Here is a 13,593-nt window from a genome sequence, read left to right on the forward strand (position 1 = left end):
TCCATGGTCACGTTCCTGCCCTCCCGCCCGGGCCGCCTCGCCGACGTTCCGTCCTTCGAGCGAGGGATCGGGGGCGCGGAGTCGAACGTGGCATGCGGGCTGGCGGCCGCGGGGCACTCCGTGCGGTGGGTCAGCCGGGTGGGGGCCGACGGGTTCGGTGACCACCTGGTCGAGGCCATCGGTTCCTACGGCGTCGACGTCGCGTCCGTCCGACGGGATCCGGCGCGCCCGACGGGGGTGTACTTCCGTACGGCGGGGGACAGGGCGACGGACGCACACGAGGTGGCGTACTACCGGGCGGGCTCGGCGGCGTCGGCGATGTCCGTGGAGAACGTGGACCTGCGGGCGGTGCGGGCGGGGCGGGTGCTGCATCTTTCCGGGATCACGGCGGCGTTGTCCGGTGAGTGCCTGGACCTGCTGCGCGAGCTGACGGCTCCCGGGGAGTGCCGCCCACTGATCTCGTTCGACGTGAACCACCGGGCAGGCCTGTGGCAGAACGCCGACGGCCCGCGCGTACTGCTGGAGCTGGCGCGGCAGGCCGACATCGTGTTCGTGGGGGAGGACGAGGCGGAGGAGGCCTGGGGGGTTACGGGCGGGGCGGAGGCGATCCGGGGGGTGCTGCCGGAGCCATCCGTGCTGGTGGTGAAGGAGGGGGCGCGGGGGGCGACTGTGTTCGAGCGCGAGCGCGAGCGCGCGGGCTTGGGCTTGGGCTCGGGAGAGCGTGCGGGCCGGGGCGAGCGTGCGGGCTGGGGTGAGCGTGCGGGCTCGGGCTCGGGAGAGCGTGCGGGCCGGGGCGAGCGTGCGGGCTCGGGCTCGGGTGAGCGTGCGGGCCGGGGCGAGCGTGCGGGCTCGGGCTCGGGCTCGGGCTCGGGAGAGCGTGTGGGCCGGGGTGAGCGTGCGGGCTGGGGTGAGCGTGCGGGCTCGGGCTCGGGTGAGCGTGTGGGCTCGGGTGAGCGTGCGGGCCGGGGAGAGGACGCGGGCCGGCGCGGGGGCCACGGCACGGGCGCGGCGGTCGGCGCGAGTGATGCCCAGCCGCCCGGCCACCCCGCGCCCGCGCGTGGCGCGCAACCACGCCGTTGGCCCGCGGGCAGCCGTGCCGCTGGGGCGGCTCCCGACCCAAAGAGAGACGGCACCCCGTCAGCGCCGGGCCGCGCGACCCATCCCGCGGCAGCAACCCCGGGCACGACACAGCCAACGGACCCGACGCCGACCCTGCTGTACACCGACACCGTCACGTCTGTGCCGGCCCTCAATGTCACCGTCGTAGCAACCATCGGCGCCGGCGACGCCTTTGCCGCAGGCTTCCTTTCCGCCACCCTCCGCGGCCTCCCCGTGAGGGACAGAATCCGCCACGGCCACCTCATGGCCGCCGCCACCCTCACCACCCCCGGCGACCTGGCCACACCCCCCACCCGCACCCACGCCGACCGCCTGGCCGCCCTGGACGACGCCGAGTGGGGGAGACTTCGACTCGGCCCCGGCTGGACACAGACAGCAGGCCGGGCCGACGAGGAGGTACGCACCCCATGAGCCAGACCGTCGACCGCGCGCTGAGCATCCTGCCGCTGCTCGCCGAGGGCCCCGCCGACCTCGGGCAGGTCGCCGACCGCCTCGGCGTGCACAAGTCCACCGCCCTGCGCCTCCTCCGCACCCTGCACGAGCACGGCATGGTCTACCGCCAGTCCGACCAGCGCTACCGCCTCGGTGCCCGGCTCATCGCGCTCGCCCAGGAGGCCATGGAGAACCTCGACATCCGCGAGATCGCCCACCCCCACCTCGTACGCCTCAACGAACAGTGCGGACACACCGTCCACCTCGCCGTCTACGAGGAGGACGAGGTCCTCTACATCGACAAGGTGGAGAGCCGCTACCCCGTACGGATGTACTCGCGGATCGGCAAGCCCGTCGCCATCACCGTCGCCGCCGTGGCGAAGCTCCTCCTCGCCGACCTGCCCGAACCCGAGCGCCGCGCCCTCGCCGACAAGCTCGACTACCCCATGTACACGGCCCGTTCGACGCCCAACGCCCCCGCCTTCCTGAGGGAGTTGGAGAAGGTGCGCGAACAGGGCTGGGCCACCGACCTCGGTGGCCACGAGGAGTCCATCAACTGCGTCGCCGCACCGATCCGCGGCGCCGACGGCCGGGTCGTCGCCGCGATGTCGGTCTCCGCCCCGAACGTCGTCGTCACCGCCGACGAACTCCTCACCCTGCTGCCGCTGGTCCGCCGTACCGCGGACACGATCAGCGGCGAGTACTCCGGCAAAACCCCCGTCAAGGAAGCCACCTCATGACCGAGAAGATCGCCCTCACCCCGAAGACGCACACCACCCCGCCCGCGAAGTTCTCCCACGGCGTGAGGAAGGGCAACATCCTCCAGGTCGCCGGCCAGGTCGGCTTCCTGCCCGCAGAGGAGGGCAAGCCGCCCACGCCCGCCGGCCCGACCCTGCGCGAGCAGACCCTCCAGACCCTCGCCAACGTCAAGGCGATCCTGGAGGAGGGCGGCGCGAGCTGGGACGACGTGATGATGATCCGCGTCTACCTCACGGACGTGGACCACTTCGCCGAGATGAACGCCATCTACAACACCTACTTCGAGGAGCAGGCCCTCACCGCGCCTCCGGCCGCCCGTACGACCGTCTACGTCGGCCTCCCCGCCGGGCTCCTCATCGAGATCGACGCGCTCGCCGTCCTCGGCTGACGCTCCCCCTCAACTCCCGCACGCCGTAACCGGCACGGCGCCCACCACCCACAGGGGCGCCGTGCCGCGATCCCCCCTGCCCGAAAGCTGTATGTGCTTACGTAGAGGCCCCCCATGTCCTATCCCCTCGCGGCGTCCACCACCCCCGAAACCCCACCCCACACCGGAGGCCTGCTCCTCCTCATGGACGGCACCGCAGGCCTCCTGACGGTCGCCGCCATCGGCATCGCCCTGCTCCTCTTCCTCATCATCAAGGCGCGACTCCAGCCGTTCGTCGCCCTCCTCGCCGTTTCCATAGCCGTCGGCCTGCTCGCCGGTCTGTCGGTCACCGAACTCTTCGGCACGGTCCAGCGGTCCGACGCCGTGTCCACCATCGAGTCCGGCATGGGCGGCATCCTCGGCCACGTCGCCATCATCATCGGCCTGGGCACGATGCTCGGCGCGATCCTCGAAGTCAGCGGCGGGGCGGAGGTATTGGCGTCTCGTCTCCTGAACCTCTTCGGCGAGAAGCGCGCCCCGCTCGCGATGGGCATGACCGGCCTCATCTTCGGTGTCCCGGTCTTCTTCGACGTGGGCATCTTCGTCCTCGCGCCGATCGTCTACGCCGCCGCCAAGCGTTCCGGCAAGTCGATCCTGCTCTACTGCCTGCCCCTGCTCGCCGGCCTCTCCATGACCCACGCCTTCCTGCCCCCGCACCCGGGCCCGGTCGCCGCGGCCGGCCTGCTCCACGTGGACCTCGGCTGGGTCATCCTCATGGGCGTCGTCTGCGGCATCCCGGCCGTGCTGGCCGCCTGGGCGTTCTCGGCGTGGATCGGCCGCCGCATCTTCGTCGCCGTACCGCAGGACATGGTCGAGGCGGCCAAGGAGGCAAAGCTGGCCGTCGTCAACGAGCAGCGGGAGGCGGGCGTCGAGCCCCGGGAGCGGCCGGTGCCGCTGGGCATGGTGCTCGGCATCATCGGTACGCCGCTGATCCTGATCCTCGCCGCCACCTTCTCCTCGATCGGTCTCGACCCCTCCACCACCCGCTCGGTGATCGAGTTCTTCGGCCACCCCTTCGTGGCTCTGACGATCGCCCTGCTCCTGGCGTACTACCTGCTGGGCCTCCGGCGCGGATGGTCCCGCAAGTCCCTGGAGACGGTGTCCACGGCGTCGCTGAAGCCGGTCGGCAACATCCTGCTGGTCGTCGGCGCGGGCGGCATCTTCGGAGCCATCCTCAAGGCCAGCGGCGTCGCCCAGGCCCTCTCCGACACCTTCAACGACGTCGGCCTCCCGGTGATCGTCCTCTCCTACCTGATCTCGGTCGTCCTCCGGGTCGCCCAGGGCTCGGCCACGGTCGCGATCGTCACGACGGCGGGCATCGTCGCCCCGCTCCTCGCCGAGGGCGACCACTCCCAGGCCTTCGTCGCCCTGGTCATCATGGCCATCTCGGCCGGCTCGATCTTCGCCTCGCACGTCAATGACGGTGGCTTCTGGATGGTGGCGAAGTACTTCGGCATCAGCGAGCGGGACACGTTGAAGACCTGGACCGTGCTGGAGACGGTGCTGTCGGTGGTGGGCTTCGTGGTGGCGGCGGTGCTCAGCTTGTTCGTGTAAGCCGCATGTAGGCGTCTGATAACGAAGTTGGGGCTGGCTGTGTCCGACACAGGATCTTCGACCATACTGCCCGGTGTGGAGCAGCGCATAGGTTCGAGCAGCCAGCCCCTGGAGGGCGCCGGATTCGACCCGGCTTTCGTCCCTGGGCTCACGTCGCCCGTGACCGAGGAGCCGGAGGACACGAAACCGGCCGAGGAGAAGGACGTCGAGTCCGAGGACGTCGAGTCCGAGGAGGCGGAGTCCGAGGTCGAGAAGCAGGAGACACCCGCCGATGAGGAGGAGTCCTCCGACGGCCCCGTCTTCGAGGCCTCCGACCGTCGAGCGAAGATCGTCGCCGATCACAAAGGCGTACGGCTCGCCCTGGACGACCAGCGGTGCGAGTTCCGCTGGGACGAGATCGGCGCGATCGAGACGGAGTCCCCCCGCTTCGGGAAGCGGTACACCATCACGGTGCACACCCCTGACCGCCGCTGGTACCCGATCGAGATCGAGGCGACGGCCAGGGCGCGCTTCAAGGAATGGGACGAGCAGCTGGACGCGGTCCTTGACGCCTACTTCGACGAGAACGCCGAGTAGCTGAGGCGCCTAGCTGCAGTACTGGGCCTCTTTCCCGATAGACCGGTACATACAGTCCGCGTTCTCCAGCAACTGCAACACCGCATCCCGGTTACGAGAAGTCTCCCGCTCGATCACCTCATCGGGCGGGTAGAACCCGCCCCCCGCACTGGACGACGGATACATCTCGAAGGTGTACCCGAAGATCTTCTGGTTCCCCCACAACCAGTCGTCGATCGACCCGTCGGTGATGTACAGGTCGCTGGACTGCTCCGGCGTATAGCCATTACTCGCGGCCATCTTCCCCCCGACCGTCGCGAAGGCGTTGCGATCGTCCGCCGTCATCCCGGTCGTCGTGTTGGCGGTGGTGTACCCGAACGGCCACAGCACCAGCTCGCTGTACGTGTGGAAGTCGATCCCGGCCTTGATCTGCTGAACCCCGCCGACCACCCGACTGCGTACGAAGTCGGCGACGACCTTGACCTCGGGCGCCGACTCGGGCGCCGAGCCCCGGTAGGTCTCGGAGGACGTCGAGCCCGACGACCCGCCGCAGCATCCCCACCGGTAGTTCCAGTTGCGGTTCATGTCCGTACCGACGTACGACGAGCCGGAGTTGGGCTGCCGGTTCTTCCGCCACGACCGGTACGACCCGGTCGCGATGTCGTACTCGCCGCCGTCCGGGTTGAGGTCGGGCACGATCCAGATCTCGCGGTTGTTCACCATGCCGGTGACCCGGGAGTCGGAGCCGTAGCCCGCCCCGAACTCGCGGATCAGGTACAGCGCCATCTCCACGGTCAGGTGCTCGCGGGCGTGCTGGTGGTGGGTGAAGAGCACCTCGGGCTCGGCCTCGTCGGTCGCCACGTTGTCACTGATCTTGATCGCGACGATGTCCCGGCCCTGGTACGACTTCCCGATCACGCGCTTGCTCATGATGTTCGGGTACGCCGAGATGCGCTGGTTGATCTCCGTGTTCATCTCGGCGTAGTTGTGGTAGCGCGAGTCGGCCGAGGGGAAGTCCAGCAGCCGTACGTCGTCCTCGCCGTTCGACCGGTCCGGTACGGCGCCCAACGGCGTGACGTCGTAGCCGAGTTGGCGCAGCTTCTTGACCTGGTCGGCGCGGCCGGAGATGAAGACGGAGTGGTCGTCGGCGTCGTCCACGGTCACGCCGGACCGCTGAAGTGCCGTACGGGACTTGGAGTCCGAGTGCATGTGGACCTCGTACTGGCGGATGTCGTCCGCCTGCGGGGCCGGCTTTTGGGCGCTGTCGGCGGTCGCGGAGAGGGGGGCCGCGAGGGCGAGCGCGAGGAGGGCGGCGAGAGCGGCGTAGCGCCTGCCGCCACGCGCGCCCGAGCCTCGGATGCGAAGTCGCATGAAGTCTCCTAGTTTCTCCAGGGATTCCGGGATCTCCGGAAGTGGGGGAGTGGAGCGAGGGGTGGTTCAGCGACGGGCTGGTGCGGGTGTGTCGCTCATCGTCTGCTCATGGCATGAGCAGGTCAAGACCGAATAAGGACGCGGTGGCGTGAACCATTCGCCGAGGCGATCGCGCAGTGTACGCGGGTCGACACCGTGCGGCACGGTCCCGGCCGAAGTGCACCCACGGGTGTGACCCGTACGTGCATATATGTGGGGCAAGGGGAAGAGTGAGGACCGCGCACAGTCGGCGCGCGGGAGCCGTACCCTCCCTGCTCCTCGGACACCCCACCCCAGAGGACTGGCTGATCATGGGCGGATCAGCGCCACGACGGGACTGTCACCTGCCGGTCGAGACGACCAGCTTCGTCGACCGGCGCCGCGAGCAGGCCGAAGGCCGCGAGCTGTTGGCCCGGGCGCGTCTGGTCACCCTGACCGGGCCCGGCGGAGTCGGCAAGACACGGCTCGCCACCCGTATCGCGGCCCGGGTCGAACGCGCCTTCCCGGACGGCGTGCGCTTCGTGCACCTGGCCGGCCTGCGCGACCCCGCGCTCGTGCCGCTCGCCGCCGCGGGCGCGCTCGGTCTGTACGACTACTCCGCCCAGCCGCCGTTGGACGCCCTGGTCGAACAGGTACGGGACCGGCGCCTGCTCCTCGTCGTCGACAACTGCGAACATCTGCTGCCGGCCTGCACCGACCTCGCCGCCGCCCTCCTGCGCGGCACCACCGGCATCCGGATCCTCGCCACCAGCCGCCACCGCCTCGGCCTCACCGAGGAACACCTGCTGGACGTACGGCCGCTGCCGGTCCCCGACCCCGACGGCGACCTCTCCGCCGCAGCCGGCTACCCGGCCCTCGCCCTCTTCGCCGACCGCGCCGCCGCCGTCGTCCCCGGCTTCCGGCTCACCGCGGACAACCGCGCCGCCGTCGCCCGCCTGTGCCGCCGCCTGGACGGACTCCCCCTCGCCATCGAACTCGCCGCCGTCCGCATGCGCGTACTGAGCGTCGAACAGCTCCTGGCCCGCCTCGACGACCGCTACCGCCTCCTCTCCGCCGGCAGCCCCGCCGTCCTGCCCCGCCACCAGACGCTGCGGGCCGCCGTCGACTGGAGTCACGAACTGTGCACCGAGCGGGAGCAGTTGGTGTGGGCGCGCCTGTCGGTGGCGGCGGGCGGCTTCGGCCTGGAGACGGCCGAGGCGGTCTGCGCGGACGGCGAGCGGATCCGGCCGTACGACGTCCTGGAAGCCGTCGCCGGGCTCGTCGACAAGTCCGTACTGTGCCGGGAGTCCGGCCCCGACGGCGTCCGCTACCGGCTCCTCGACACCCTGCGGCACTACGGACTCGACAAGCTGCGGCAGCTGGAGGGGGAGGAGCCGGCCGCCCGTCGTCGCCTCCGCGACCGTATGCAGACCCTCGCCACCACCTGCGAACACGCCTGGTTCGGCCCGGGCCAGCGCGACATCGTCGCCCGCCTCCGCGCCGACCTGGACAACCTGCGGGCGGCGCTGGACTTCAGCCTCACCGCCCCCGGCGAGGCGCTCGCCGGACTCCGGCTCGCCGGCACCCTCTGGTTCTACTGGCACGCCTGCGGCGCCCCCCGGGAAGGCCGTTACTGGCTCGACCGGGCCCTCGACGCCAACCCCGAGCCGACCCGGGAGCGCGCTCGTGGTCTGTGGGTCGCCGGGCTCCTCGCCGGCTGCCCGGAGGACCTCACCCGGGGCCTGCGCCGCGCCGAGGACGCCCACGCGCTGGCCCGCCGCCTGGGCGACGCCGCCGAGGCCGCCCACGCCGACTACGTCATCGGCGTCATCCGCCTCTTCGCCGACGACTTCCCCGCCGCCCTCGCCCACTTCGAGGCCGGCGTCGCCCGCGGCCGCGTCCCCGGGCAGCACCTCAGCCTCGTCGGCCTCGACCAGGTCGAACTCGCCTGCGCGCTCGGCTTCATGGGCGAGGCCGACCGGGCCGTGGAGGTCTGCGAGAAGGCCCTCCGCCTCTGCGAGGAGCACGGCGAGGAATGGGTGCGCTCCTACGTCCTGCGGATGCTCGCCCTCGCTCGCACCGTGAAGAAGGACTGGCCGCGCGCCGAACGCCACATCCGCGAGGCCCTCCGCCTCAAACTCGCCCTCAACGACGTCCTCGGCATCGCCCTCACCCTCGACCTCGCCGCCCTCATCGCCACACAGGGCGGCGCCCACGAACGCGCGGCCGTCCTGCTCGGCGGCGCCGACCGCGTCTGGATCGCCGTCGACCGCAACCGCTGGGGCTCGCAGGCCCTGGCCGCCACCCGCCGGGACAGCGAGCGCCGCGCCCTCGACGCCGTGGGACGGTCCGCGTTCACGCAGGCCTACGAGCGCGGCGCCGACCTCGGCCTCGCGGAGATCGTCGGCTACGCCCTCCAGGAACCCGGCCTCCCCGAACCCCCTCCCGCCGCCGAAGGCCCGACGACCGCCGAACCCGAAATCCGCCTCACCCGCCGAGAGGCCCAGGTCGCCGAACTCGTCGCCGAGGGCCTCGCCAACCAGCAGATCGCCGACCGCCTGGTGATCGCCCGCCGCACCGCCGAAGGCCATGTGGAACGCATCCTCAGCAAACTCGGCTTCAACAACCGCAGCCAGATCGCCGCCTGGGTAACAGCACAACGCTGACGGCCGCCTGCGCGGCCGCGGGCTACGGCCGCGGCCGGCCGATGCCGTCGGCGCGCAGCTGGGCGGGCAGCGGCCCCGCCGTGGGCAGCCGCTCCGGGTCAGCTGCGGTCAGCCGTACCGCGCTAGCTGTGGGCAGCCGCTTCGCGCTAGCTGCGGGCAGTCGTGCCGCTGGGGCGGCTCCCGCCCCAAAGAGAGGCGGCACCCCGTACGCGCCGGGCTGCGCGACCACCCCCGCCCAGCCCCCACCCCGAGCACCGAAAAACCAACAGCACCGAGGGAACCCCATGACCCACCAACCGGCCCCCACCACAGACACCTTCAACCACCGCATGACCGCGTTCGGCACAGACGAAGACTTCCTGGCCGCCGCCCTCCCCTTCCTCACCGAAGCCCTCACCACCCCCGGCGAACCCCCACCCGTAGCCATCGCAGCCCCCGAAAAACTGAACCTCCTACGAGACGCCCTCGCCAACGACGCCAAGAACATCACCCTCATCCCGCACACCGACTGGTACACCGGCTCCGCCGCCAACGCCGTCGCACAAGCCGCCGCCTACCTCACCACCCACGCCGCCGCCGGCGGCCGTATCCACCTCCTCATGGAACCCGTCTGGAACGGCCGCCCCGGCCGCTCCCCGCGCGAAACCGCCGAATGGATCCGCTACGAGGCCCTCGCCAACCTCCTCTTCGCCCCCTTCGCGACCACCGCCCTGTGTGCCTACGACACCCGCACCGCCGGCTTCGCCCTCGTCGACGCGGCCCGCCGCACCCACCCCGACACCGGCGTCTACGAGCCCCCCGCCCGCATCGCCGCCGAACTGGACGCCGTACCACTGCCACCACCCCCCGCCGACGCGCACCCGCTCGCGCACCCGGACCCCGACGCCGTACGACAGCAGGCGCGAGCACGAGGACTGGCCCCCGCGGACGCGGAGCTGTTCACCGAGTCCGTCACCGCCGCCGCGGCCGACCTCGCCCCGATCACCGGCACCCTGCTCTGGGGTGAAGCCCCGGCCTGCGTCTGCGAGCTGCGCAGCACCCGCCGCGTCGACGACCCGCTGGCCGGCTTCGCCCCGCCGCCCACCGCCGATCTCGACCCCGACCAGGGACTGTGGTTCACCCGCCAGGTGTGCGCGTACGTCGACATCCGCGCCGACGGCGAGGGCTCGACGGTCCGCATCCAGTACGCGTAGGTAAGGATTCGGGTAGTCCTCCCCGTGTGCCCTACCCCCGGGGAGGACACCCTGAAGACATGCTGCAACTCTCCGGGGGAGCCCTCCCGGACCCCGACCCTCGGTACGGCCCCTACCCCCAGCCACCCCTGGGAGCGGGCCATCTGAGCGTCGAGTACGACCCCCGCCCCGCTGCCGTCCGCGAGGCCCGCGCGCACGTGCGCAGGCAACTGGAGGCATGGGGCCTCACCGACCGGGACGACGTGGCGGACGTGGCCGAACTCCTCGTCAGCGAACTCGCCACCAACGCCCTGTTGCACTCCGCGAGCCGCTTCCGCCTCACCCTCACCGCCGCACACGGGGTGCTGCGCTGCGAGGTCGCGGACTCCGGCCGCCGTACCCCGCAGGTGCTGGAGGCCGGCACCTCGGAGAGCGGCCGGGGAATGTTCCTGGTGGACGCGCTCGCCCGGCGCTGGGGCTGCCACCAGGACGGTCCGGGCAAGACCGTCTGGTTCGAGCTCGGCACCTGCGGGTCGGACGGCTGCGGTCGGCGGCAGCCGTAGTACCCGGGAGTCCCCGGGCCCCGGCGGCACGCCCAGCCGGCGGGGCCCGTTCCCGTACGAGCGGGCTTCGAGCGGGTTCCAGCGAATTTCGAGCGGGCTTCGAGTACGTGAGCACATCGAGTGGAGATCGCGCACGCCCTCTTGTGCCCCTGAGCCCTATGGGATTTCTTGACCTGCATGGCGGACACCACGGACAACACAGCAACAGGGTCGGCTACCTCAGCGCCCCGCAAGTCCAGTTGGAAGTACATCGGCCCCGGAATCGTCGTCGCCGCGACCGGCGTCGGCGCCGGCGACCTCGTCGCCACGCTCATCGCGGGCAGCAACTTCGGCTACACCCTCCTGTGGGCCGCCATCATCGGCTGCCTGGTCAAGATCTCCCTCGCCGAGGCGGCGGGCCGCTGGCACCTGTCCACCGGCCGCACCCTCTTCGACGGCTGGGCCAGCCTCGGCCGCTGGACGACATGGTTCTTCGCCGTCTACGTCGTGATCTGGGGCTTCGTCTACGGCGCGGCGGCGATGTCGTCGAGCGCGCTGCCCCTGCAAGCCCTGTTCCCGGACGTGATGGACCTCAAGTGGTGGGGCATCGCGTGCGGCCTGGTCGGCCTGGCCTTCGTCTGGTTCAACAAGTACGCGGTCTTCGAGAAGGTCATGACCATCCTGGTGGGCGTCATGTTCGTGGTGACGGTCTACCTGGCGATCAGGGTGACACCCAATCTGGGTGACGCCTTCGCGGGTCTGCTGCCGGTCCTCCCCGACGAGAAGGACTCGGTCCTCAACACCCTCGGCCTGATCGGCGGCGTCGGCGGCACGATCACGCTCGCCGCCTACGGCTACTGGGTCAACGCCAAGGGCTGGACCAACACCGGCTGGATGAAGGTCATGCGCCTGGACAACCGCGTCGCGTACGCCACGACCGGCGTCTTCGTCGTCGCGATGCTCTTCGTCGGCGCGGAGCTCCTGCACTCGGCCAATATCGCCATCGCGAGCGGCGACAAGGGCCTGATCCAGCTCAGCGACATCCTGGAGGACAAGTACGGAACGGCGACGGCCAAGTTCTTCCTGATCGGCTTCTTCGCCACCTCCTTCACCTCGCTGATCGGTGTCTGGCACGGCGTGAGCCTGATGTTCGCGGACTTCGTGGAGCGCTACCGCTCCCGTGAGGCGGCCCGTGGCGAGAAGATCGCCTCGGGTGATCGGGAGCGGTCCTGGCCCTTCCGCGCGTACCTGCTCTGGCTGACCTTCCCGCCGATGGTGCTGCTCTTCGAGGGCCAGCCGTTCCGCCTGATCATCATCTACGGCGTGCTGGGCGCGGCCTTCCTGCCTTTCCTGGCCGGCACCCTGATGTGGCTCCTGAACACCTCCCGCACCCCGAGCCAGTGGCGCAGCGGCCCGCTGAGCAACTCGATGCTGGCGATCTCGGGCCTGTTGTTCCTGGTGCTGTGCGTGAAGCAGATCTGGGACCAGCCGTGGTCGGAGTTCTTCTGACCGTCAGCTTCCAGCCGTCAGCGGAGCCGGGCCCACTTCGGGCTGATGGCGATCTGTCGAAGCTGTTCCAGCGTCAGGGCGGGCGTCTCGCGGGTCGCGGCGGTGTCCTGGGCGCCGGAGTTGAAGGCGCTGACCACGACACGCAAGCCGTCCGTCCTGATGGTGTCGGCGGTCCACGTGACGACCCCCGCGCCGCCCTTCTCGCCGGGCCTCTGGAGGGTGGTGACCTTCGTGCCGTCGGCGAGGGTCTCGGCGTCGGCACCGAAGAGCTGACCCTCGACGTCCGACATGCCGGGCTGGACGTTGATCTGGACCATACTCCTGCCCTTGCCGTCGTCGACGACGAGATAGGCGAACTCGGTCTCCTGGCCGCCCTTGGCCACCACATCGAGGCCGTCGGGGAGCAGGCCGGCGAGAGTCCGCCCGATGGTGTCCCCGCCGACGCTCACCGGAACGGACGCCTCCGGCGCCGAGGGCGCCGGCTTCCTGGGCGTGGCGGTGGGGCCGGCGGTGGCGGTCGGCGCCGCGGCCACGGAGCGCTGTTCCCGGTCGGGGGAGCCGCCGCCGGGCAGCGCGAGCAGCGCCCCGCCCACACCGACGAGCGCGAGTCCGGCGGTGCTGCCCACGATGGCGGCCCGGCGCCGCAGCCGGAGCCTGCGGCCGCGAGCCCGGCCGGCCGCGGTGAGCGCGGCGGCGTTGGGGTCGAAGGTGCCACCGACCTGGCGCAGGGCGGCGCCGAGCCGGTCCTCGAAGGGGTCGCTGTGCTGTTCTACGGGCATGGCAAACACCGCTTCCGCGAGGTTGGAATGGTTTTGGAATGGTTAGGGCCTGGATCCTCAGGGGCTGACGTACTCGCTGAGGTTCTCGCCGAGCAGTTCCCGCAGCCGCCCGAGGGCACGGGTGCACCGCGTCCGTACGGCGGCCGAGCTGGCGTTCATGGCGTCGGCGGTCTGCTCGATGGACCGGTCCTCCCAGTACCGCAGGACGACCACGGCCCGGTCCTTGGCAGGCAGCCGGGCGAGCGCCTCCAGCAGGGTCATCCGCAGCGACAGGTCGTCGGAGGCGGAGCCGGTGTCCGGCCGGTCGGGGAGCACGTCGGTGGCACGCTCGGTGCTGCTGCGGCGCCGCTGGTGGGCGAGGAACGTACGGGTGAGGACGGTCTGCGCGTACCCGGCGGGGTTGTCGGCCCGGGTCACCCGGTGCCAGCTGATGTAGAGCCGCCCGAGGGTCTCCTGCACGAGATCCTCGGCGAGATGCGTGTCCCCCGCGGTGAGCAGACACGCTGACCGGTACAGATGCCCGGCCCGCGCGGCGGCGAACTCCGCGTACCGGTCCGCAAGGACCTGTCTCATCTGCTCCCCCTGATCTGCGCGCCTACGTTGTCCTCACCTCATTGATGCGGTGGGGCACCGGGAATGTTTCACGGCGCCGGCCGCCGAGGACGGGTGGGGCATCCTGCGGGTAGGTTG

General features: G+C 71.1%; 11 protein-coding genes and 2 pseudogenes. 10 read left to right on the top strand and 3 right to left on the bottom strand.

Annotated elements, in window-relative coordinates; genetic code table 11:
- Positions 1–3: 3 nt before the first annotated feature.
- The 6 genes and pseudogenes from ABT063_RS52295 to ABT063_RS27235 form a co-directional block, all read left to right on the top strand.
- A pseudogene (locus ABT063_RS52295) lies at positions 4–687 on the top strand (sugar kinase); the annotation flags it as partial.
- A gap of 543 nt (positions 688–1,230) precedes the next feature.
- Positions 1,231–1,530, top strand: a pseudogene (locus ABT063_RS52300) (PfkB family carbohydrate kinase); the annotation flags it as partial.
- Positions 1,527–2,291, top strand: a complete 765-nt coding sequence (locus ABT063_RS27220; RefSeq protein ID WP_095753853.1) for an IclR family transcriptional regulator — start codon at positions 1,527–1,529, stop codon at positions 2,289–2,291. The pseudogene ABT063_RS52300 and the gene ABT063_RS27220, both read left to right, overlap by 4 nt.
- Positions 2,288–2,698: a RidA family protein gene (locus tag ABT063_RS27225; RefSeq protein ID WP_351061510.1), complete on the top strand. Its 411-nt coding sequence runs from the start codon at positions 2,288–2,290 to the stop codon at positions 2,696–2,698. The genes ABT063_RS27220 and ABT063_RS27225 overlap by 4 nt, the downstream gene beginning before the upstream one ends.
- Before the next feature lie 114 nt (positions 2,699–2,812).
- Positions 2,813–4,291, top strand: a complete 1,479-nt coding sequence (locus tag ABT063_RS27230; RefSeq protein ID WP_351061513.1) for a GntP family permease — start codon at positions 2,813–2,815, stop codon at positions 4,289–4,291.
- 75 nt (positions 4,292–4,366) lie between these two features.
- Positions 4,367–4,867: a hypothetical protein gene (locus tag ABT063_RS27235; RefSeq protein ID WP_351061516.1), complete on the top strand. Its 501-nt coding sequence runs from the start codon at positions 4,367–4,369 to the stop codon at positions 4,865–4,867.
- A 9-nt stretch (positions 4,868–4,876) separates the two neighbouring features.
- On the opposite strand, the gene ABT063_RS27240 is transcribed toward ABT063_RS27235, so the two are convergent.
- Entirely contained in the window at positions 4,877–6,217 is a 1,341-nt protein-coding gene (locus ABT063_RS27240) for a M14 family metallopeptidase (RefSeq protein WP_351061519.1), read from the bottom strand.
- Between the two features lie 350 nt (positions 6,218–6,567).
- Here ABT063_RS27240 and ABT063_RS27245 point away from each other — a divergent pair, with 350 nt between their 5' ends.
- The 4 genes from ABT063_RS27245 to ABT063_RS27260 all read left to right on the top strand — a co-directional run bounded on the left by ABT063_RS27245 (position 6,568) and on the right by ABT063_RS27260 (position 12,124).
- Complete coding sequence (locus ABT063_RS27245) at positions 6,568–8,901, top strand: ATP-binding protein (RefSeq protein ID WP_351061522.1); 2,334 nt, start codon at positions 6,568–6,570, stop codon at positions 8,899–8,901.
- A gap of 284 nt (positions 8,902–9,185) precedes the next feature.
- Positions 9,186–10,094, top strand: coding sequence for an anti-sigma factor RsbA family regulatory protein (locus tag ABT063_RS27250; RefSeq protein ID WP_351061524.1), 909 nt, complete (start codon positions 9,186–9,188; stop codon positions 10,092–10,094).
- Between the two features lie 59 nt (positions 10,095–10,153).
- Positions 10,154–10,636, top strand: coding sequence for an ATP-binding protein (locus ABT063_RS27255; protein WP_351061527.1), 483 nt, complete (start codon positions 10,154–10,156; stop codon positions 10,634–10,636).
- 177 nt (positions 10,637–10,813) lie between these two features.
- Entirely contained in the window at positions 10,814–12,124 is a 1,311-nt protein-coding gene (locus ABT063_RS27260) for an Nramp family divalent metal transporter (RefSeq protein WP_351061530.1), read from the top strand.
- A gap of 17 nt (positions 12,125–12,141) precedes the next feature.
- On the opposite strand, the gene ABT063_RS27265 is transcribed toward ABT063_RS27260, so the two are convergent.
- Positions 12,142–12,903, bottom strand: coding sequence for a hypothetical protein (locus tag ABT063_RS27265; protein WP_351061533.1), 762 nt, complete (start codon positions 12,901–12,903; stop codon positions 12,142–12,144).
- A gap of 57 nt (positions 12,904–12,960) precedes the next feature.
- On the bottom strand, positions 12,961–13,476 hold the full coding sequence (locus ABT063_RS27270) for a SigE family RNA polymerase sigma factor (RefSeq protein WP_351061536.1): 516 nt from the start codon (positions 13,474–13,476) through the stop codon (positions 12,961–12,963).
- Positions 13,477–13,593 lie beyond the last annotated feature (117 nt).

Origin of the sequence: Streptomyces sp. NPDC002838, from assembly GCF_040295365.1 — a bacterium.
Taxonomy (GTDB): domain Bacteria; phylum Actinomycetota; class Actinomycetes; order Streptomycetales; family Streptomycetaceae; genus Streptomyces.

What these genes read in the sequence shown, in the direction of transcription:
- ABT063_RS27220 (WP_095753853.1), top strand. Translation starts at nt 1,527, where the DNA reads ATGAGCCAGACCGTCGACCGCGCGCTGAGCATCCTGCCGCTGCTCGCC.
- ABT063_RS27225 (WP_351061510.1), top strand. Translation starts at nt 2,288, where the DNA reads ATGACCGAGAAGATCGCCCTCACCCCGAAGACGCACACCACCCCGCCC.
- ABT063_RS27230 (WP_351061513.1), top strand. Translation starts at nt 2,813, where the DNA reads ATGTCCTATCCCCTCGCGGCGTCCACCACCCCCGAAACCCCACCCCAC.
- ABT063_RS27240 (WP_351061519.1), bottom strand. Translation starts at nt 6,217, where the DNA reads ATGCGACTTCGCATCCGAGGCTCGGGCGCGCGTGGCGGCAGGCGCTAC.
- ABT063_RS27245 (WP_351061522.1), top strand. Translation starts at nt 6,568, where the DNA reads ATGGGCGGATCAGCGCCACGACGGGACTGTCACCTGCCGGTCGAGACG.
- ABT063_RS27250 (WP_351061524.1), top strand. Translation starts at nt 9,186, where the DNA reads ATGACCCACCAACCGGCCCCCACCACAGACACCTTCAACCACCGCATG.
- ABT063_RS27255 (WP_351061527.1), top strand. Translation starts at nt 10,154, where the DNA reads ATGCTGCAACTCTCCGGGGGAGCCCTCCCGGACCCCGACCCTCGGTAC.
- ABT063_RS27260 (WP_351061530.1), top strand. Translation starts at nt 10,814, where the DNA reads ATGGCGGACACCACGGACAACACAGCAACAGGGTCGGCTACCTCAGCG.
- ABT063_RS27265 (WP_351061533.1), bottom strand. Translation starts at nt 12,903, where the DNA reads ATGCCCGTAGAACAGCACAGCGACCCCTTCGAGGACCGGCTCGGCGCC.
- ABT063_RS27270 (WP_351061536.1), bottom strand. Translation starts at nt 13,476, where the DNA reads ATGAGACAGGTCCTTGCGGACCGGTACGCGGAGTTCGCCGCCGCGCGG.